We start from the raw sequence: 16,887 nt of genomic DNA, 5'->3' as shown, positions 1-16,887 counted from the left end.
CGGCGTCATCGGTGGGCGGCGGATGCGTTCAGAGGCGGATTCGTTCAGCGGCGCGCGCTGCGCGTCGACCACAGCGACAGCGCCACGAGCACCGGCTGGAAGAACAGCCGACCGAAGCGCTGCATGTCGGTGTCGAGTCCGAAGCCGTCGCGGTGATGCATCCACTGCGCGACATTGCCGGGGAACACGGCCACGAAGAACAGGGCCGCGATGGTGCCGACCAGTCCGCGCCGCTTCTTCGCGAACAGCAGCGCCGCCCCGAGGCCGACTTCGGCGACGCCCGACGCGATGACCGTCGCATCGGGGTCGAGCGGCAGCGACTCGGGCACCTGCGCCTGGAACTCGTCGCGTGCGAAGGTCAGATGCGAGATGCCGGCGAAGACGAGGGCGGAGCCCAGGAAGACGCGGCCGATCGTGCGAGCAGCAGAAGCCATGGTGCGAGTGTACGCGCGGTCAGATCAGGCGACGCAGAGCCTGCTCGAGCGAGACGCCCTGCGCCTCGGCGCGATCGCGCAGCCGGGCGTGCTCCTCGCCCGTGAGGCTGAGATGGACGTCGATCGGTTCGGCGCGCGGAGCGTCGAGTCCGTCGAGGAGGTCGGAGGCCTCGGCCCACAGCTGCGCGGGCGGGGTCGGCTCCGCGGCAGCAGGGGACTGCGCGGATGCAGACCCCGACGCTGCCGCCGCGACCGGAGCGGATGCCGCGACCGCCGCACCGGCACCGGATCCACTCGAGAAGCCGGGGCCCCGGCGCGGCTCCTGCTTCTGCTTGTACGCGGTCGCCGCGGCGTTCGCACGCTCGTCTGCGGCCTCGTTCAGCGGGTGCCCGGCGTGCCCCTTGACCCACGAGAACTCGACGTCGCGTCCGCGGATGACCTCGTCAATGCCCTCGAGCAGCTCGCGGTTGAGCACGGGTCCGCCGTCGGACTTGCGCCAGCCGCGGCGCTTCCAGCCCGGCATCCATTTGGTCACCGAGTCGATCACGTACCGGCTGTCGCACTCGATGATGAGCTTCTCGTCGATGCCCGCCGTCGCACGCAGCAGTTCGAGCACCGCCTGCAGCTCGCCCTGGTTGTTCGTGCCGTGAGGGGATCCGCCGGCTGCCCAGTTGTCGTCGTCGATGTACCAGGCCCAGCCGTTCGGGCCGGGGTTGCCCAGGGCGGAGCCGTCTGCGGCGGCGGTGATCGTCATCCCTCCACCGTAGCCGCGGCCCACGACGCCACCCGACCGGGGTGGCCAGGGTGAGGCCCCGATGCCCGCACTGTCAACCGACGCTCTCCGGGTTCGCGCCGTTCACATGCCCGACCTAGGGTGGACGAATGTCTTCCGGCTTCGAATGGGACTCCTGGTTCGGCACCGTCTCGGCCCTCGTCATCGCGATCGTGGCCGCCTCGGCGGCTCTGCTCCTTCTGGCGCTGATCGCCGCGCTCGTGGGCCGACGGCTGGCGTGGGTGCGCGACGTCGCCCGGCGCGTGCGCAACGCGATGATCGCGACCACCGCCGTCGTCGCGGTGTGGATCGCCTGCGCGATCACCGAGCCGGCCTCGCAGTCGTGGTGGCCCGCGGTCTCACGGCTCTTCCTGATCGCCACGATCCTCACCGGCTCCTGGCTGCTCGCCGCCGCGGTCTCCCTCGCGTTCGAGCGCCTGATCTCGCGCGAGGAGACACTGCTCGTCGGACCCGAGGCGCGCCGCCGTCGCACGCAGCTACTCGTCATCCACCGCCTGGTCCTGGTCACGATCGCGGTGCTCGCGCTCGGGACCGTGCTGTTCACCTTCCCCGAGATGCGTGCGGTGGGCACGAGCCTGCTTGCCTCCGCCGGAATCGTCAGCATCATCGCCGGTCTGGCGGCACAGTCGATCCTCGGCAACCTCATCGCAGGAGTGCAGGTCGCCTTCACCGATGCGATCCGCGTGGGCGATGTCGTCGTGGTCGAGGGCGAATGGGGCCGGATCGGCGAGATCAACCTGTCGTACGTCGTCGTGTACATCTGGGATGAGCGGCGGCTCGTCGTGCCGTGCAGCTACTTCACCACCACCCCGATCGAGACCTGGACGCGGAGGTCCGACAAGATCCTCGGCACCGTTTACATGGACCTCGACTGGAACGTGCCGATGGAGGAGTTGCGCGTCGAGTTCCAGCGCATCGTCGAGGCGTCGCCCGCCTGGGACGGCCGGTCGTCGAGCGCCCTGGTCACCGATTCGCAGGGCGGCTTCGTGACGGTGCGCTTCGTGATGTCGTCGAAGGACTCCGACGATCAGTGGGCTCTGCGCTGCGAGGTGCGCGAGAAGATCATGACCTGGTTGCAGCGCGAGCACCCCGACGCCCTGCCGCGCACACGCGTCGAGCTCGACGCCGCGCAGCGCGCCGAGTGACGCGGGTCGTCCGCCGCTAGTCGGCGGTCGGGCCCTCCGGCAGCGGATCGTCGGCGGGTTCGCTGTCGTCGATCGACGAGGCGGACGGCGCGGGAGGCGCGACCGGGAACACGATCGAGCTGATCGAGCCGCCGAAGTCGAGGCTCATCGGATCGACGCCCGGCACCGTGTCGAGCACCTCGGTGCCGTCGTTCTCGCGCGGCTCCGACGGCAGACCCGCCCACTGGGTCTCGGCTTCTTCCGGGCGATTCTGAAACAGTCCCATGCGACCATTCTCGCCCCGGACCGGCGTCAGCGCCGCTGCGCCGCACGCACCGCCTGCACCAGCTCGAGCCACGGCCCCGCGAGGGCGGAATCAGGAAGCTCGCGCTCGTGCTGCACCGCAGGGGTGCGGGCCTGGATGCTCCAGACGAAGCGGTCGGCGCCGGTGGCGGCATCCGCGTCGTCGTCGTCCCACGGGCACCGGTCGATCAGAGCGATCCACTCGTCGGCGGCGGTGGGCTCGGCCTCGACCCGCCAGCGGCGCCGGATGCCGGCGATCCCGCCCGAGCGCACGACGGCGATGACGACGTCGGCGTCGACATCGGCGTCGGCGTCGGTCGGTCGAGGGTTCTCGCTCATCCCCCCAGACTCCCATGCTCACCCTCGCGCGTCGAGCGGCCGTGCTCGCCGCAGGGGCACGGCACCGCCCGGCACCACGGTGCCGCGGCTCCGGCCGGATGACGGGGCCGTTCCGGCCGGGTGACGGATATCGCGCCGCACGCCACCTCGCGACGCTGAAGTGGGGAGCGCTGTTCGGCGCTGCGGGGAAAGTGATGTGAGGTGCGCGTGTTCTCGACGCGGGGGGAAACGGTCGATTGTCAGCAGGATGACCTCGAGTCGGAGCCGTACGGCATGGAGGACTTCGGGCGGATCCCGAAGTTCGACGCCCACGTGCACGCGAATCTCGACGACACCGCTTTCATCGAGCAGGCACGCGACGACGGCTTCGAGCTCATGACGATCAACGTCGACTGCCCGGACTTTCCCGGGATCGCCGAACAGCGCGCGGTGGCGATGGGGCTCGCCGCGGCCTATCCGGGTCGCGTGCACTGGGCCACCACGTTCTCGATGAGCGGCTTCGGGCAGCCGGGGTGGGTCGAGCGCGTGGCCGCCGGGCTGGCTGACGCGCACATGGACGGTGCGCGTGCGGTGAAGGTCTGGAAGGACGTCGGCATGAGTGCGAGGGATGCCGAGGGGCGCCTCGTCATGCTCGACCACCCCGACCTGGCGCTTGCGGCGGCAGAGGTGCGCTCCCTGGGCCTGGTGCTGATCGGTCATCAGGGTGAACCGCACAACTGCTGGCTGCCGCTGGAGGAGATGACGACCGACGGCGACCGTCGGTACTTCGGCCGCCGTCCGCAGTACCACATGCACCGTCATCCCGATCTGCCCAGTCACGACGACCTGATCGCCATGCGCGACCGCTTCCTCACCGCTCATCCCGGTCTGCCGTTCGTCGCCGCCCACCTGGGCAGCCTCGAGCACGATGTCGACCGGCTGGGGGTGTTCCTCGATCGCTTCCCCGAGGTCGTCGTCGACACGTCGTCGCGCGTGAGTCAGCTGCAGCACCAGTCGCTGCGCGACCGCGAGAAGGTGCGCGACTTCTTCATCCGCTACCAGGACCGAGTGCTCTACGGCACCGATCTGACCTTCAACACGCACGCCGACCCCGAGAAGTTCCGTCGCGCCGCGCACGGCATCTGGACGTCGGACTGGCGCTACCTCGCCACCGCCGAGACTCAGCGCATCGGCGCCCTCGACGCCGAGGTCCCTGGCCTGGCGCTGCCGCGTACCGTGATCGACAAGCTGTACCACCGCAACGCCGTGCGGGTGTTCGGAACGGCCCAGCGCTCAGGTGTACGGGATGCGCAGGGTGAGGGTGTGGCCGCCCTCGCGGTCGGTGCGGGTCGTCAGGCGGCCGCCGAGCAGCTCGGCGCGCTCGCGTAGTCCGATCAGTCCGTGCCCGGCGGAGGGCAGGTTCATCGACTCCGATGTGGCCGGGCTGTTGTGCACGGCGAGGGTGATGAAGCCCCCGGCGGTGCGTGCGGTGATGGTGGCGTCGGCCCCGGGAGCGTGCTTGCGGATGTTGGTGAGCGCTTCCTGCACCGTGCGATAGATGGTCCTCGGGACGCTGGCGGGCAGCTCGGCGGGCAGATTGATGGCTGTCAGGGTGCGGATGCCGGAACTCTCGATGAGGTCGCTGAGATCGTCGAGGGTCGGTTGCGGGGCGAGCTGACCGCTGGTGCTTCCGGTCACCCGCAGAACCGTGACCATCTGGCGCAGCTCGTCGAGCGTCTTCACGGCGAGCGAGCGCATCGTGCGGGCTGCGGATCGCACATCAGGTTCGGACGTGTCGACCTGGAGTGCTCCCGCCTGGACGGCCAGGAGGCTGACCTGATGCGAGACCACGTCGTGCATCTCGCGGGCGATCCGTGCGCGTTCGGTGGCGAGGATCTCCTCTTCGGCGTGCCGTCGCTCGCTGTGGGCGGCCTGCTCGAGGTCGTGCAGTCGAGCGGTGAGTTCACGGCGCGTGCGCACCAGCAGACCGAGGGCGATCGGGGCGGCGATGGCGAGCACGGCGAAGGCGAGGCATCCGATGAGGTCGACGTGCAGGAGCGCCAGGGTGTCGCCGATCAGCACTCTGCCGAGCAGCACAGCGGCGGCCGAGGCGAAGACGATGCCCGTGATCATGATCGTCCACCGGCGGCTCTCGGCGACGGCGACCGAGTAGAGCGCGACCAGGCCGGCGATGAAGGCCGACGAGAAGATCAGCGCGGGCACCACGAGCAGCAGTGACAGCCACGGCCAGCGGCGGCGGAAGAACAGCCCGGCCGCCCCGATGATCCCGAGTGCGACGGGCACAGGGGCGTCGGCGCCGAGGTAGTAGTGCAGGCACTCGAAGACCGCGGCCGCGACGAGGAGCGTGTCGACCAGTGCGGGGGCGACCCGCCACGAGCGCATCATCGCCGCTCGGCGGCGGGGGCGTGGGTCAGGCCGCTCCGCTCGGCGAGGAGGGCGGCCTGCAGTCGGGTGGAGACGCCGAGCTTGCCCAGGATGGCGCTGACGTGGTCTTTGATCGTGCCGACGCTCAGGTGCAGGTCAGCACCGATCTCGGCGTTCGACCGCCCCGCGGCGACGCGCGTCAGGACCTGTCGTTCGCGGTGGGTGAGCGTGTCGATCAGGCGCGACGAGGTGCGGTCTCCGGCGCCGAGATACCCGTCGATCACGGTGCGCGACACCTGGGGCGACATCACGATCCCACCCGCGGCCAGCGAGCGGATCAGGGTGGGCAGCTGCTCCGGATCGGTGTCTTTGACCAGGAACCCGGCCGCTCCCTCACCGAGCGCACGGGTGATGTAGTCGTCGGAGTCGAAGGTGGTGAGCACGGCCACCACCGGCGGCGACGGCATCTTCTGGATGTCGCTCAGGATGTCGAGGCCGCTGCGGCCCGGCATCCGGATGTCGAGCAGCACGACATCGGGTTGCTCGCGACGTATCGACTCCGTCGCCTCCCCGCCGTCGACCGCATCGACCACCTCGATGTCGGGGGCGGCGCCGAGAATCAATCGGAACCCTGAACGGACGAGTGCTTCGTCGTCGACGATCACCACACGTATCACTACGCCATCTCCTTGGCCAAGCCCCACGCCCGCCCTCAAAGATACGCGGGTGCGCCGGCCTCGGTCGCCGGCGTCAGTCGGTGGAGGGCACCCGTTCGTCTCGGTAGACCCCGACCGTCGACCAGGCGCGTCGGGCAGCGGCGGCCGTGTCGTCGTCGATCTCGGTGGCCGCGGCGACGGTGGCGTCGGCGAATTCGGTGAAGGTGGCGGTGCTCGACAGCCCGCCGGTCAGGGCGCGATACCAGGTCGTGCCGGCGCGCTCCCAGGCATTGCCGCCGAGGTCGATCGCGAACAGCGCGAAGGCGCGGTTGGGGATGCCGGAGTTGATGTGCACGCCGCCGTTGTCTTCGGTGGTGCGCACGAAGTCGCTCATGTGCGCGGGCTGCGGGTCTTTGCCCAGCTCGTCGTCGTCGTATGCGGTACCGGGCGCGATCATCGAGCGCAGCGCGGCGCCCTGCACGGCGTCGGTGAAGATCTCGGCACCGATCAGCCACGAGGCCTGGTCGGCGGTCTGGCTCAGCAGGTACTGCTCGGTGAGGGCGCCGAACACGTCGGCCACCGATTCGTTGAGCGCGCCGGGCTGGCCCTGGTACTCGAGGTTCGCGGTGTGCTGCACGACGCCGTGCGCGAGCTCATGCCCGATGACCGTGGTCGAGGCGGTGAAGTTCTGGAACACCTCGCCGTCGCCGTCGCCGAACACCATGCGCTCGCCGTCCCAGAAGGCGTTGTCGTAGTCGAGGCCGTAGTGCACGGTGGCGTCGAGCGGGGCTCCGGCGTCGTCGAGGGAGTTGCGCCCGAAGGCCGTGAGCAGCAGCTCGAACGTCGCGCCGAGGCCGTCGAACGCCTGATTCACCGCGACGTCGTCGACCGGATCGTCGTCTTCGGTGCGCACGACGGCGCCGGGTAGCGTCTGCGTGTTGCCGGCATCGCTGATCGTGCGGTTCGGGGCGTCGGAGAGCTGGGCGACGAGATCGCCGTTCTCGTCGATCGACAGGTCGAGGCGAGCGCGGAACGGCGGGCGCCCGGCGGTCAGCGTCTGCCGTGCGGCGGCGGCGGCCCGGGGGAAGCGACCGGACTCGGCCAGGCGCGCAAGCAGGTACGAGGGGACGACTCCCCGGGGTTCTCCGTATGTGCGGCTCATGGTCAGACCCTACGCCGGGCCACCGACGTCGCGGTGTTTTCGGAGCGGGATGCCGGGTGAATTCCTCGGGATCGCCGCGCTCGACTTGAGATTGAGAATCGTTCTCAATAGTGTGAGATGCATCGACCACGGCCTCATGCCGCCGACCGGTCGGTGCCCCGAAACCTCGACGGTGACCCGTCACGCGCGCCCCGCGCACCCTCCCCACGAAAGAGAGACACCCCACATGTACCGACCTGCCCGCAGCCGTCTCGCGGTCGGCGCGATCGGCGCGCTCGCCGTCGTCGCGCTCGCCGGATGCGCGACCTCATCGCCCCCGGCATCCGAGAACACCGCCTCGGCGGAGACCGAGAACCACGAGGGCGACACCCGCGTCGCGGTCGCCTACGAGGGCGGCATCGTCGTGCTCGACGGCGAGACCCTCGACCCGATCGGCGATGTCGACCTCGACGGCTTCCTGCGCGTGAACAGCGCCGGCGACCACGACGGACACGTCTTCGTCACCGCCGAGGACGGCTTCCACCTGCTCGACACCGGCCTCGCAACCGACACGGTCGAGTTCACCGGCGAGGTCTTCGAGGCGACGACCCCCGGCCACGTCACCCCGCACGAGGGCCGCACGGCCCTGTTCGACGACGGCACCGGCGAGGTGAAGGTGTTCGACACCGACTCGATCGGCACCGGCACGCTGCCCGACTTCGACACGATCTCGTCGGAGGAGGCGCACCACGGCGTCGCCATCGAGCTCTCGGACGGAACGACTCTGTCAACCCTCGGCAACGCCGAGACGCGCAGCGGCGTGCGCCTGCTCGACGCATCGGGCGCCGAGATCGCCCGCAACGAGGAATGCCCCAGCGTGCACGGCGAGGGAGCACTCAAGGGCGAAGTCGTCATGTTCGGCTGCACCGACGGCGTGCTGCTGTTCGACGACGGCGTGTTCACGAAGCTCGACGCACCCGACGAGTACGGCCGGTCGGGCAACGCCTACGTCAGCGAGACGAGTGCGATCGCCGCGGCCGACTACAACGCCGACCCCGACTCCGAGGGCTACTTCCTCTCGCAGCTCGCGCTGATCGACACCGACGCGCAGAAGCTGTCGGTCGTCGACCTGCCCGAGGGCGTCGAGTACACGTGGCGCGGCGTGGGCCGTGACGCGCACGACAACATCATCGTCCTCGGATCGGACGGCAGCCTCAACGTGCTCGACGAGACCGGCACCGTGCAGGAGTCCTGGAACGTCATCGAGGCGTGGGAGAGCCCGACGGAGTGGCAGCAGCCGCACCCGGGCCTGCGCGTGGTCGGCGACATCGCGTACGTGACCGAGCCCGCGAGCAACCGCATCCTCGCGGTCGACCTGCACACGGGTGAGGTCTCGGCCGACGCGACGCTCGACGTCGTGCCGAACGAGTTCGTGGTGGTCGGCGCAGCCGGGCACTGAGTTCACGCGACGGGGGCGGGTCCGGGAGTCCGGGCTCGCCCCTTTCGCGTTCACAATTCAGCAAGAACGTGCGTTTCCCGGGCGCTCGCGGACTGTTTCGGGGCGCCGGCCGCAGTTCTTGCTGAGTTGTGTACGGCGACCGTGCAGGACTCTCGCGTAAAATCAGCACAATGACCGATGCGCCTGGACCCTACGACGCGCTCAGGGACCCTGCGGACGAGGCGGGCGCGAGCGACGAGCTGCGCGACGTGCTCGGCACCGGCATCGACCCCGACGATCTCGCCACGACGCTGCGCGTGCTCTCGAGCCTCCACAAGATCGACAACGAGCACCCCGACTTCGTCGCCGTCCGCCACGCCACGGCCGCCATGTTCAAGGCGGTCAAGCGGGTGCGACGCAAGGAGATCCGCGACGCGATCGCCGAGGCCGACAAGGCCGTCGTCGCCCGGACCGCGACCGGCGCCCCGGATCGCATCGACGACGAGACCCGCGGGCACGACCTGGCCACCAGCGTCGTCGACGCCCCCATCGCGGGAGAGCTGCTCAAGCCGCGCAACTGCTACATCTGCAAGCAGCCGTACACCGTGGTCGATGCGTTCTACCACCAGCTCTGCCCCGGCTGCGCGCGCTTCAGCCACGGCAAGCGCAACGCCCGCACGGACCTCACCGGCAAGCGCGCGCTGCTCACCGGCGGGCGCGCGAAGATCGGCATGCACATCGCGCTCCGGCTGCTGCGCGACGGGGCGCACACGACCATCACCACGCGTTTCCCGCGCGATGCCGTGCGCCGCTTCTCGGCGCTGCCAGACTCGGCCGACTGGCTGCACCGGCTGCGGGTGGTCGGCATCGACCTGCGTGACCCTGCGCAGGTGATCGGTCTCGCCGACTCGGTCACCGCTCAGGGTCCGCTCGACATCCTCATCAACAACGCCGCGCAGACCGTGCGCCGCTCGCCCGGTTCGTACTCGCTGCTCGCGGATGCCGAGCTGCAGCCGCTGCCCGACGGGCCGCTTCCCGAGATGGAGACGTTCGGGCACACGGCCGATCCGCATCCGCAGGCGCTGCAGGCGTCAGTCGACGCGCACCCGCTCCTGTCGGTCGCAGCGCTCGGCGGCACTGTGGCCGAGCAGGGCGGGCAGGCGCTGACGGCGGAGGATCTCGCGCGGCTCGCGATGGCGCCCGGGTCGTCATCGCTGCAGAAGCACGCCGACGGCACCGCGATCGACGCGGGCGGGCTCGTGCCCGACGTGAACCGCACCAACAGCTGGGTGCAGTCGATCGACCAGGTCGATCCGCTCGAGATGCTCGAGGTGCAGCTCGCCAACACCACGGCGCCGTTCCTGCTCATCAGCCGCCTGCGCGCGTCGATGGCGGCATCCGACTCCCGTCGCAAGTACGTCGTGAACGTGTCGGCGATGGAGGGGCAGTTCTCCCGTCGGTACAAGGGGCCGGGGCATCCGCACACCAACATGGCCAAGGCCGCGCTGAACATGCTCACCCGCACCAGCGCCGGCGAGATGCTCGAGACCGACGGCATCCTGATGACCGCGGTCGACACCGGCTGGATCACCGACGAGCGCCCGCACTACACGAAGGTCCGCCTGGCCGAGGAGGGCTTCCATGCGCCTCTCGACCTGGTCGACGGCGCCGCACGGGTGTACGACCCGATCGTGCGCGGCGAGGCCGGCGAAGACGTGCAGGGCGTATTCCTGAAGGACTACGAGCCCAGCCCCTGGTGAGCCCGCGGGCTCAGCGCGCGCGGCGCTCGAGGTTCATCGACGCCCAGTTGCCGAGCTGATCGAGGATCGGCAGCAGATCCTGCCCGCTCTCGGTCAGCGCGTATGACACGGTGATCGGCGGGCCGGCGTCGACGGTGCGGACGACGAGACCGGTGTCGGCGAGTTCGGCGAGGCGATCCGACAGCACCGTGTCGCTGATGCCGACGACTCCGCGGCGCAGTGCCACGAAGGTCGAGGGGCCGCTGCCGAGCGTCGACACGATCATGCCGTTCCAGCGCTTACCGAGCACGCTGAAGGCAAGCGTGACGGCGGCGTCGCACGCGTGAAGCTCTTCCTCGATCCCGGCCATGCCCCCATCCTACTCGTGCTACGTTAACCACTGCCGCTAAGAAAAACCTAGCGGCTACGAAAACGAGAGGCTTGTCATGTCCCTGTTCCGCCTGGATGCCAGCATCCTGCCCGCGTCGTCCGCCAGCCGATCGCTCGCCGATCTGGTCGAAGCCGAGTGGACGGCATCGCACCCCGACTCATCCGTCACCCGGCGCGACCTGGCCGCCGACCCGGTGCCCGCGACCGCATGGGCAGATGCGGTGACCGGAGGCTTCGTCGAGGCCGATCAGCGCACACCCGCTCAGAACGAGGCCCGCGCGCTCGCGACCCGCTTCGCCGACGAGCTCATCGGTGCCGACGCGCTGCTGTTCGCGGTTCCGCTCTACAACTACGGGGTCTCGCAGCACTTCAAGACCTGGTTCGACCTGGCCTACACCGACCCCCGCATCGACCCGAGCGGCACCGCGCTGCGCGGCAAGCCCGCGACGCTGGTCACCGTGCTCGGCGGCAACTACGCGCCCGGTACGCCCAAGCACGGCTGGGATCACTCGACCGGATGGCTGCGCCGCGTGCTCGGAGACGTGTGGGGGCTCGACCTTCGTGTCGTGGAGCGTCCGTTCACTCTCGTGGGTGTGAACCCGGCGCTCGACGCGTTCGCCGACACGGCCCGCGAGCTCAAGGAGAACGCCGAGACCGACGCGCGCACGTACGGTCGGGAGATCGCAGCGCTGCGGGGGAACGTGGCCTGAGGCCCGTTCGCCCTTCGGGGCCTGTGGCGTAGCGGAGGAGATCTGCACAGCGGAGGTCGGATTCGCGGAATCTCGCCTCCGCAATGCAGATCTCCTCCCACATCAGCAGTGCGGAGCCGTGGGGCGCTCTGCGCACGTGTAACGGACGAGGGCCGTGTGCGCTTCGAAGATGCGCATCTGCTGGGGCGGGCCGGGCACGGACAGCTGTCCGTCGAGGGGGACCCAGCCCGTCCCGACGTCGATCTCGGCGGTGTAGCGCGTGGTGACGTCGGCGGCGTAGGTGCCGCGGCCGCGGTAGACGTGGCTCGTGGGGGTCGGGGTGAACTGCGCCTGGCCGCGCGCCGTCCAGGTCTCCCCGCCGGAAGAGACCGTGACCGTAGTGCCGTCGCCGTAGTGGAAGTCGAAGCCCGCCGGAGTGAAGCGCGCGGTGACGGGGATGCCCAGCACGCTGCCGGTGCGGGTGTGGACGGATGCTGTCGCCACGAAGTTCGTCGGCAGCCCCACGACGCCGACGCCGAGGGGCTCGCTCGCGGGGATCGCCGTCGCGGGGGAGAACGCGGCGAGATCCGTGATCGTGATCGCGGGGGTCGCTGGGGCGGCGGACGGGAGATCCTCGGCGGGAGGCCGCGGCTTGAGGCAGACGCGCGCCCGGCTCGCGTCGGCGCGGCAGCGATCGTAGGCGCTGGGACCCTGGGGATTCGGGGCGTCGGTTCCCGAGTCTGTCGAGCCGTCGGGCGTCGATGAGCCGGGGGAGTCGGAGGACTGAGTCGAGCGGGAGCCGGAGACGGTGAGCGAGGAGCCGTCCACGGAGGAGCAGAGGCTCGCCTGAGACCGCTGCTTCGTGCAGGTCGTCATCGGAGCAAGCGCCGGCAGCATGGCGAATGGGAAGACCAAAGACAGCGCCAGAACTAGCGAGTGGGGACCGCGCAGACTCAGCATCGGTCGGCATCCGCGGCGGATTCGGCCGAGATGCGGAGACCGCCGTCGATGGCGGAGAACTCGACTGACTGCGCGACAACGTCAGGGCGCTCCGCAGGAGTTACATCGGCGCCGGTCGCATCGAGCAATCTGATCCCGGTGACCTGGAGGCATGCAAGAGCTGTGACCGTCGCGCTCTCTCCGTTCAGATCCGCTTCGAGCCCGATGAAAGACGCGACTGCGCCCTCGCCCGACAACCGCAAGCCCTGTTCATCGAAATCGCGCACGCCATCGATGTCAGCCTCGAGCGCCTCACCGATCAAGTAGTCCTGCGGGTCGGGCGACGACTTCCCCGCGATGCGTGCGTTGCCCGCCTTGTCATACGCGCGGTACACCTTCTCGGCCGCGGCGAACGCTTCCTCGTCCGAGGCGAAGGCAGCGGTGCGGGGCGGGCGGGGTTCGGGAGCGCATCCGCTCGTCGTCAGCGCCGCGAACGCGATCAGCAGGACAGAAAGGGCAGCACAGGGTCTCGGCATCACCGCCACAAAGTAGCCCGAATGCACGGGTGGCCGTTCGAGTTATCCACAGCGCGACCGTGGCGCGCAGCATCCGCTCTGCCACACACCGGAGGGGATCTGCAGAGCGGAGGTCGGATCTCGCGAATCCGACCTCCGCTGCGCAGATCCCCTCCGAAATGCGAGAGAGAAACAGCCAGCGGGCCCCGAGCGTCAGCCCTGCGCCACCGGCGACCACGCGTCGGTGCCGACCTCGGCGGGCAGCTCCTCGTCAGCGAAGCGGTCGATCTGGAAGGCCGACAGCACGGGCGACGCCGTGCCGGTGAGCACCTGTTCGGCCATGAGCTCCCCCAGGATCAGCCCGAGGGTCGCGCCGGAGTGCGTGAACAGGGTGAAGAGACCGTGGATGCCGGGGACGGCGCCGGCGACCGGATCACCGTCTCCGGGAATCGGCTTCCACCCGGCGCCGATGTGCCCGGCGACCAGCGTCGGCGCTCCTGCGAGGACCTTCGACGCCTCGTCGAGCAGGCCCTGAACAGACTCCTCAGGCACCGTGATCGAGCCGTCGTCGCCGACGATGACCGACTCCTCGGCCCAGCCCGCATCGAGCACGAGCCGGCGATCCGGGGTCGGACGCACGGCGACCCGCGGCGTGTTCAGCACCGTGCGCACCTCGAAGTCCACCGGCTCGGTGAAGAGCACGAACGCCGCAGGTGACGCATCGGGCACCACCACGCCCAGTTCGGCGAGCTGACCTGGCACGCTGGGTCCGGTCGCGAGCACCACGCGGTCGGCGGCGATGCGGCTTCCGTCCTCGAGCACGACACCGACGACCGCGCCGTCGTGAACCTCGGCGCGTGCCTCGCCGGCATTCTCGATGATCGTCGCTCCGTCGTTCCGCGCCTCGTCCACGAGCGCAGCGATCACGTGCGGCAGGTTCACCCATCCCTCGCCGGGGTTGAAGATCGCGCCCTCGTCGGCCACCGCATCGGCGTTCACATCCGGCGCGTGGCGTGCGACGTCAGCCCGGTCCATCCACACGGCGTCGTACCCGCCAGCCCGCTCGAAGTCGAACGTCGAGCGGAAGCTCTCACCCGGACCCGCCCACTTCAGCGCCCCGTCGAATCGCAGGTAGGCGCTGCTGTCGGGTCGGGTCGCGCTCCAGGTGCGGTAGCGGTCGATGCCGAGCAGGCGCAGGTAGTGGTACTCCGTCGAGCGGTCGCCCGAGGAGTTCAGCCACGCGATCGAACGGCCCGATGCCCCGTCGGCCAGCGCGCCGCGGGTGACGAGGGTGACGTCGGCGCCGGCCCGCGCGAGGTGCGCCGTGGTCGATGCGCCGAGGATGCCGCCGCCGATGACGACGATCTTCTCGGATCCAGTTGCAGACATGTTCTTCCTTACTTCTCTTCTGTCGTTACTTCTGTTGTGCGGCCGCATGCGCGGCCGCGATCACGCGCAGCCCGGCCACGGCATCCGTCGGGTCGACCGGAACGGCCGCGCCGTCGTTGATCGCGGATGCGACTCCGGCGTAGAACGCCCCATAGTCGCCGCGAACGGTCGGAATCCGTTCGCTGTGCTCGCCGGCGTCGAGGGTTCCCCACGCGGCCTCCGGCGTTTCACCGAATCCGGGGTCGCCGGGGCGCGCACCCGAGATCAGCGCGGGCTCCTGTCCGTCGAGCCCCCACGACGTGTACGCCGCCTCGGACCCGAGCACGCGGAATCGCGGCCCCGGGGTGCGAGCCACAGCGCTCATCCAGAGGTGTGAGCGGACACCGTTCTCGTGTTCCAGGGCGAGGAAGACATCGTCGTCAGCGGCCACACCCTCGCGCCGGCGATCGATCTCGGCGTACACATCGCGCACGGGACCGAACAGCTGCAGGGCCTGGTCGATCAGATGCGGGCCCAGGTCGAACAGGATGCCGCCGGCGTCGGATGCCGGGGCATCGGCCTTCCACCCCTGCGGAGCCTGCGGCTGCCACCAGGTGAACCGCGACTCGAAACGCCGGATCTCTCCCAGTCGTCCGGATCGCACCAGCTCTCGAAGTGTGAGGAAGTCGCCGTCCCACCGCCGGTTCTGGAAGACGGTGAGCATCAGACCCTCAGAGGCGGCGAGAGCGACGAGCGCCTCGCCCTGTGCGGCATCGGCCACGAAGGGCTTGTCGACGACGACGTGGCATCCTGCCCGCAGTGCCGCCTCGGCGAGCGCGGCATGCGTGCCGCTCGGAGAGGCGACGACGACGAGGTCGATGTCGGCGGCATCCCTCCACAGAGATTCGGTGTCGGGGAGCACCCGCGCCTGCGGGTGCTCCTGCCGAGCCTGCGCCGCCCTATCCGGGTCGGCGGTGACGATCGCCTCGATCTCGAACGCCGCGCTCGCCGCGAGGAACGGTGCGTGGAAGATCCGCCCTGCCGTGCCGAAGCCGATGATCGCGGTGCGGATCGCCACTACAGCACCTCGGAGAGGAACAGCCGCAGCCGGTCGCTCTTCGGGGCGTCGAAGATCTCCTCGGGCGTTCCGGCCTCGACCACACGGCCCTCGTCCATGAACACGACCTGGTCGGCGACCTTGCGGGCGAAGCCCATCTCGTGCGTGACGACGAGCATGGTCATGCCGCGCTGCGCCAGTTCGGCCATCAGATTCAGCACGCCCTTCACGAGCTCGGGGTCGAGCGCGCTGGTGGCCTCGTCGAAGAGCATCAGTTCCGGTTCCATGGCGAGGGCCCTGGCGATGGCGACGCGCTGCTGCTGCCCGCCCGAGAGGTCCCGCGGTCGGTGATCGGCGCGCTCCGCGAGACCCACCTCGGTGAGTCGGGCGAGGGCGATGCGCTCGGCCTCGCCCTTCGACTTGCGCTTCACGTTGCGCAGCGCCAGCGCCACGTTCTCGAGTGCGGTGTGATCGGGGAAGAGGTTGAAGTGCTGGAAGACGAGACCCGCGCGGCGGCGCAGCACGTCGGGCTTCAGCGCGAGCGCATCGTCGTCGGCGAGCAGCACGCGGCCGCCCTTCGGCTCATGCAGGCGGTTCACCCCGCGCAGCAGCGTGGACTTGCCCGAGCCCGAGGGGCCGATGATGCACGTCGTGGTGCCGGGTTCGACGGTGATCGAGACGTCGCGGATCACGTCGATGTCGCCGTACGCCATCTCGAGGTTCTCGATCTGCAGACGGGAGCCCTCATAGAAGTGGCCGTCGGTCACGGGGAGGGGCGAGGTGTAGGTCATGTGTTCTCTCCTCGGGTGTAGACCGGGCTGAGCGGGGGCTGCTGTTCGGCGACCTCTTCGAGGCCGCTCTTGGGCGGGGCCGCCCTGCGACGACCCGTGCGGAAGCGGTTGTCGAAGTAGTTGACGAGGTGGGTCAGCGGCACCGTGATCACGAGATAGAAGACGCCGGCCATCACCAGTGGCGACAGGTTTCCGGTGAGGACGGCGGCATCCTGCCCGACGCGGAAGAGCTCACGCTCGCTCACCAGCAGACCCAGGAAGTACACCAGGCTCGAGTCCTTCACGATCGCGATGAACTGGTTGACCAGCGCCGGCAGCACGCGGCGGATGCCCTGCGGGACGACCACGAGCCGCATCGCGCTGCCGTAGGTCATGCCCAGCGCGCGGCACGCCTCGAGCTGCCCGCGTTCGACGCTCTGGATGCCGGCGCGGAAGATCTCGCCGATGTAGGCGCCGGCGATCAGGCTGAGGGCGAGGATGCCGAGGGGGTAGGGCGACGGGCCGAACACCTGTCGGCTCAGCGCGGCGAATCCCTGACCGATCAGCAGGATCGTGAGGATCGCGGGAAGGCCGCGGAAGATGTCGGTGTAGATGCGGGCGGGAATGCGCAGCCAGGCGGTGCGAGACACTCCCATCACCGCGAGGATCATGCCGATCACGATGCCCAGCACCGTGGCCGCCACCGAGATGATGAGGGTGTTCACCAGACCCGTTCCGAGCAGCTGCGGCATCACCTGCCACATCGCGTCGAAATCGAGGAACGTCTTGATGATCTTGTCGAGCCAGTCCATGAGGATCTCCTAGTCA

General features: G+C 69.7%; 19 protein-coding genes. 5 read left to right on the top strand and 14 right to left on the bottom strand.

Going from position 1 to position 16,887, the window contains the following annotated elements; all coding sequences use genetic code 11:
* Nucleotides 1-44: 44 nt before the first annotated feature.
* Together AC2D10_RS10320 and AC2D10_RS10315 are read right to left on the bottom strand one after the other, a co-directional pair.
* Nucleotides 45-434 carry a DoxX family protein gene (locus AC2D10_RS10320; RefSeq protein ID WP_484707565.1) on the bottom strand — a complete coding sequence of 130 codons (390 nt, stop codon included), beginning with the start codon at nucleotides 432-434 and terminating at the stop codon, nucleotides 45-47.
* A 19-nt stretch (nucleotides 435-453) separates the two neighbouring features.
* Entirely contained in the window at nucleotides 454-1,188 is a 735-nt protein-coding gene (locus AC2D10_RS10315) for a ribonuclease H family protein (protein WP_484707563.1), read from the bottom strand.
* Nucleotides 1,189-1,316: 128 nt separating this feature from the next.
* On the opposite strand from AC2D10_RS10315, the gene AC2D10_RS10310 reads away from it, so the two are divergent.
* Nucleotides 1,317-2,372 (top strand): mechanosensitive ion channel family protein, encoded by a 1,056-nt coding sequence (locus tag AC2D10_RS10310; RefSeq protein WP_484707560.1) that lies wholly within the window; start codon nucleotides 1,317-1,319, stop codon nucleotides 2,370-2,372.
* Between the two features lie 16 nt (nucleotides 2,373-2,388).
* Here the strand turns inward: AC2D10_RS10310 and AC2D10_RS10305 are convergent, their stop codons facing one another.
* On the bottom strand, nucleotides 2,389-2,637 hold the full coding sequence (locus tag AC2D10_RS10305) for a hypothetical protein (protein WP_484707558.1): 249 nt from the start codon (nucleotides 2,635-2,637) through the stop codon (nucleotides 2,389-2,391).
* A gap of 26 nt (nucleotides 2,638-2,663) precedes the next feature.
* Nucleotides 2,664-2,993: a protealysin inhibitor emfourin gene (locus AC2D10_RS10300; RefSeq protein ID WP_484707557.1), complete on the bottom strand. Its 330-nt coding sequence runs from the start codon at nucleotides 2,991-2,993 to the stop codon at nucleotides 2,664-2,666.
* 207 nt (nucleotides 2,994-3,200) lie between these two features.
* Between AC2D10_RS10300 and AC2D10_RS10295 the strand changes: the two genes are divergently transcribed.
* Nucleotides 3,201-4,361 carry an amidohydrolase family protein gene (locus AC2D10_RS10295; RefSeq protein WP_484707555.1) on the top strand — a complete coding sequence of 387 codons (1,161 nt, stop codon included), beginning with the start codon at nucleotides 3,201-3,203 and terminating at the stop codon, nucleotides 4,359-4,361.
* Here the strand turns inward: AC2D10_RS10295 and AC2D10_RS10290 are convergent.
* From AC2D10_RS10290 to AC2D10_RS10280, 3 genes are all read right to left on the bottom strand, one after another.
* On the bottom strand, nucleotides 4,266-5,378 hold the full coding sequence (locus AC2D10_RS10290; RefSeq protein WP_484707554.1) for a sensor histidine kinase: 1,113 nt from the start codon (nucleotides 5,376-5,378) through the stop codon (nucleotides 4,266-4,268). The two genes, AC2D10_RS10295 and AC2D10_RS10290, sit on opposite strands and share 96 nt — an antisense overlap.
* Nucleotides 5,375-6,022, bottom strand: a complete 648-nt coding sequence (locus AC2D10_RS10285) for a response regulator (RefSeq protein ID WP_484707553.1) — start codon at nucleotides 6,020-6,022, stop codon at nucleotides 5,375-5,377. Before AC2D10_RS10285 ends, AC2D10_RS10290 begins: the two co-directional genes overlap by 4 nt.
* Nucleotides 6,023-6,107: 85 nt before the next feature.
* Nucleotides 6,108-7,175 carry a M4 family metallopeptidase gene (locus AC2D10_RS10280; RefSeq protein ID WP_484707551.1) on the bottom strand — a complete coding sequence of 356 codons (1,068 nt, stop codon included), beginning with the start codon at nucleotides 7,173-7,175 and terminating at the stop codon, nucleotides 6,108-6,110.
* 226 nt (nucleotides 7,176-7,401) lie between these two features.
* Here AC2D10_RS10280 and AC2D10_RS10275 point away from each other — a divergent pair, with 226 nt between their 5' ends.
* On the top strand, nucleotides 7,402-8,613 hold the full coding sequence (locus tag AC2D10_RS10275) for a hypothetical protein (RefSeq protein ID WP_484707550.1): 1,212 nt from the start codon (nucleotides 7,402-7,404) through the stop codon (nucleotides 8,611-8,613).
* A 170-nt stretch (nucleotides 8,614-8,783) separates the two neighbouring features.
* The gene (locus AC2D10_RS10270) at nucleotides 8,784-10,352 is read left to right on the top strand and encodes an SDR family NAD(P)-dependent oxidoreductase (RefSeq protein ID WP_484707548.1); all 1,569 of its coding nucleotides are present in this window, start codon (nucleotides 8,784-8,786) and stop codon (nucleotides 10,350-10,352) included.
* A gap of 10 nt (nucleotides 10,353-10,362) precedes the next feature.
* On the opposite strand, the gene AC2D10_RS10265 is transcribed toward AC2D10_RS10270, so the two are convergent.
* A complete protein-coding gene (locus AC2D10_RS10265; RefSeq protein ID WP_484707547.1) occupies nucleotides 10,363-10,701 on the bottom strand; it encodes a winged helix-turn-helix transcriptional regulator in 339 nt (112 codons plus the stop codon).
* Nucleotides 10,702-10,777: 76 nt separating this feature from the next.
* On the opposite strand from AC2D10_RS10265, the gene AC2D10_RS10260 reads away from it, so the two are divergent.
* Complete coding sequence (locus tag AC2D10_RS10260; protein ID WP_484707544.1) at nucleotides 10,778-11,431, top strand: FMN-dependent NADH-azoreductase; 654 nt, start codon at nucleotides 10,778-10,780, stop codon at nucleotides 11,429-11,431.
* 102 nt (nucleotides 11,432-11,533) lie between these two features.
* Here AC2D10_RS10260 and AC2D10_RS10255 read toward each other — a convergent pair whose 3' ends face one another.
* The 6 genes from AC2D10_RS10255 to AC2D10_RS10230 form a co-directional block, all read right to left on the bottom strand.
* Nucleotides 11,534-12,286 carry a hypothetical protein gene (locus tag AC2D10_RS10255; protein WP_484707542.1) on the bottom strand — a complete coding sequence of 251 codons (753 nt, stop codon included), beginning with the start codon at nucleotides 12,284-12,286 and terminating at the stop codon, nucleotides 11,534-11,536.
* A 77-nt stretch (nucleotides 12,287-12,363) separates the two neighbouring features.
* Nucleotides 12,364-12,888: a hypothetical protein gene (locus tag AC2D10_RS10250; RefSeq protein WP_484707541.1), complete on the bottom strand. Its 525-nt coding sequence runs from the start codon at nucleotides 12,886-12,888 to the stop codon at nucleotides 12,364-12,366.
* 189 nt (nucleotides 12,889-13,077) lie between these two features.
* A complete protein-coding gene (locus AC2D10_RS10245) occupies nucleotides 13,078-14,253 on the bottom strand; it encodes an NAD(P)/FAD-dependent oxidoreductase (RefSeq protein WP_484707539.1) in 1,176 nt (391 codons plus the stop codon).
* Nucleotides 14,254-14,278: 25 nt separating this feature from the next.
* Nucleotides 14,279-15,310, bottom strand: a complete 1,032-nt coding sequence (locus AC2D10_RS10240; protein WP_484707537.1) for a Gfo/Idh/MocA family protein — start codon at nucleotides 15,308-15,310, stop codon at nucleotides 14,279-14,281.
* The gene (locus AC2D10_RS10235) at nucleotides 15,310-16,080 is read right to left on the bottom strand and encodes an amino acid ABC transporter ATP-binding protein (protein ID WP_137772156.1); all 771 of its coding nucleotides are present in this window, start codon (nucleotides 16,078-16,080) and stop codon (nucleotides 15,310-15,312) included. Before AC2D10_RS10235 ends, AC2D10_RS10240 begins: the two co-directional genes overlap by 1 nt.
* Nucleotides 16,077-16,871, bottom strand: a complete 795-nt coding sequence (locus tag AC2D10_RS10230; protein WP_484707535.1) for an amino acid ABC transporter permease — start codon at nucleotides 16,869-16,871, stop codon at nucleotides 16,077-16,079. Before AC2D10_RS10230 ends, AC2D10_RS10235 begins: the two co-directional genes overlap by 4 nt.
* Between the last annotated feature and the right edge of the window lie 16 nt (nucleotides 16,872-16,887).

It is taken from the genome of Microbacterium sp. PI-SA-G (genome assembly GCF_057215335.1).
This window is presented reverse-complemented; position numbering and strand designations above follow the sequence as displayed.

Excerpts from the sequence above, each read along its gene's own strand:
- AC2D10_RS10320 (WP_484707565.1), bottom strand. The coding sequence starts at position 434 with ATGGCTTCTGCTGCTCGCACGATCGGCCGCGTCTTCCTGGGCTCCGCC.
- AC2D10_RS10315 (WP_484707563.1), bottom strand. The coding sequence starts at position 1,188 with ATGACGATCACCGCCGCCGCAGACGGCTCCGCCCTGGGCAACCCCGGC.
- AC2D10_RS10310 (WP_484707560.1), top strand. The coding sequence starts at position 1,317 with ATGTCTTCCGGCTTCGAATGGGACTCCTGGTTCGGCACCGTCTCGGCC.
- AC2D10_RS10305 (WP_484707558.1), bottom strand. The coding sequence starts at position 2,637 with ATGGGACTGTTTCAGAATCGCCCGGAAGAAGCCGAGACCCAGTGGGCG.
- AC2D10_RS10300 (WP_484707557.1), bottom strand. The coding sequence starts at position 2,993 with ATGAGCGAGAACCCTCGACCGACCGACGCCGACGCCGATGTCGACGCC.
- AC2D10_RS10290 (WP_484707554.1), bottom strand. The coding sequence starts at position 5,378 with ATGATGCGCTCGTGGCGGGTCGCCCCCGCACTGGTCGACACGCTCCTC.
- AC2D10_RS10280 (WP_484707551.1), bottom strand. The coding sequence starts at position 7,175 with ATGAGCCGCACATACGGAGAACCCCGGGGAGTCGTCCCCTCGTACCTG.
- AC2D10_RS10275 (WP_484707550.1), top strand. The coding sequence starts at position 7,402 with ATGTACCGACCTGCCCGCAGCCGTCTCGCGGTCGGCGCGATCGGCGCG.
- AC2D10_RS10270 (WP_484707548.1), top strand. The coding sequence starts at position 8,784 with ATGACCGATGCGCCTGGACCCTACGACGCGCTCAGGGACCCTGCGGAC.
- AC2D10_RS10265 (WP_484707547.1), bottom strand. The coding sequence starts at position 10,701 with ATGGCCGGGATCGAGGAAGAGCTTCACGCGTGCGACGCCGCCGTCACG.
- AC2D10_RS10260 (WP_484707544.1), top strand. The coding sequence starts at position 10,778 with ATGTCCCTGTTCCGCCTGGATGCCAGCATCCTGCCCGCGTCGTCCGCC.
- AC2D10_RS10255 (WP_484707542.1), bottom strand. The coding sequence starts at position 12,286 with ATGACGACCTGCACGAAGCAGCGGTCTCAGGCGAGCCTCTGCTCCTCC.
- AC2D10_RS10245 (WP_484707539.1), bottom strand. The coding sequence starts at position 14,253 with ATGTCTGCAACTGGATCCGAGAAGATCGTCGTCATCGGCGGCGGCATC.
- AC2D10_RS10235 (WP_137772156.1), bottom strand. The coding sequence starts at position 16,080 with ATGACCTACACCTCGCCCCTCCCCGTGACCGACGGCCACTTCTATGAG.
- AC2D10_RS10230 (WP_484707535.1), bottom strand. The coding sequence starts at position 16,871 with ATGGACTGGCTCGACAAGATCATCAAGACGTTCCTCGATTTCGACGCG.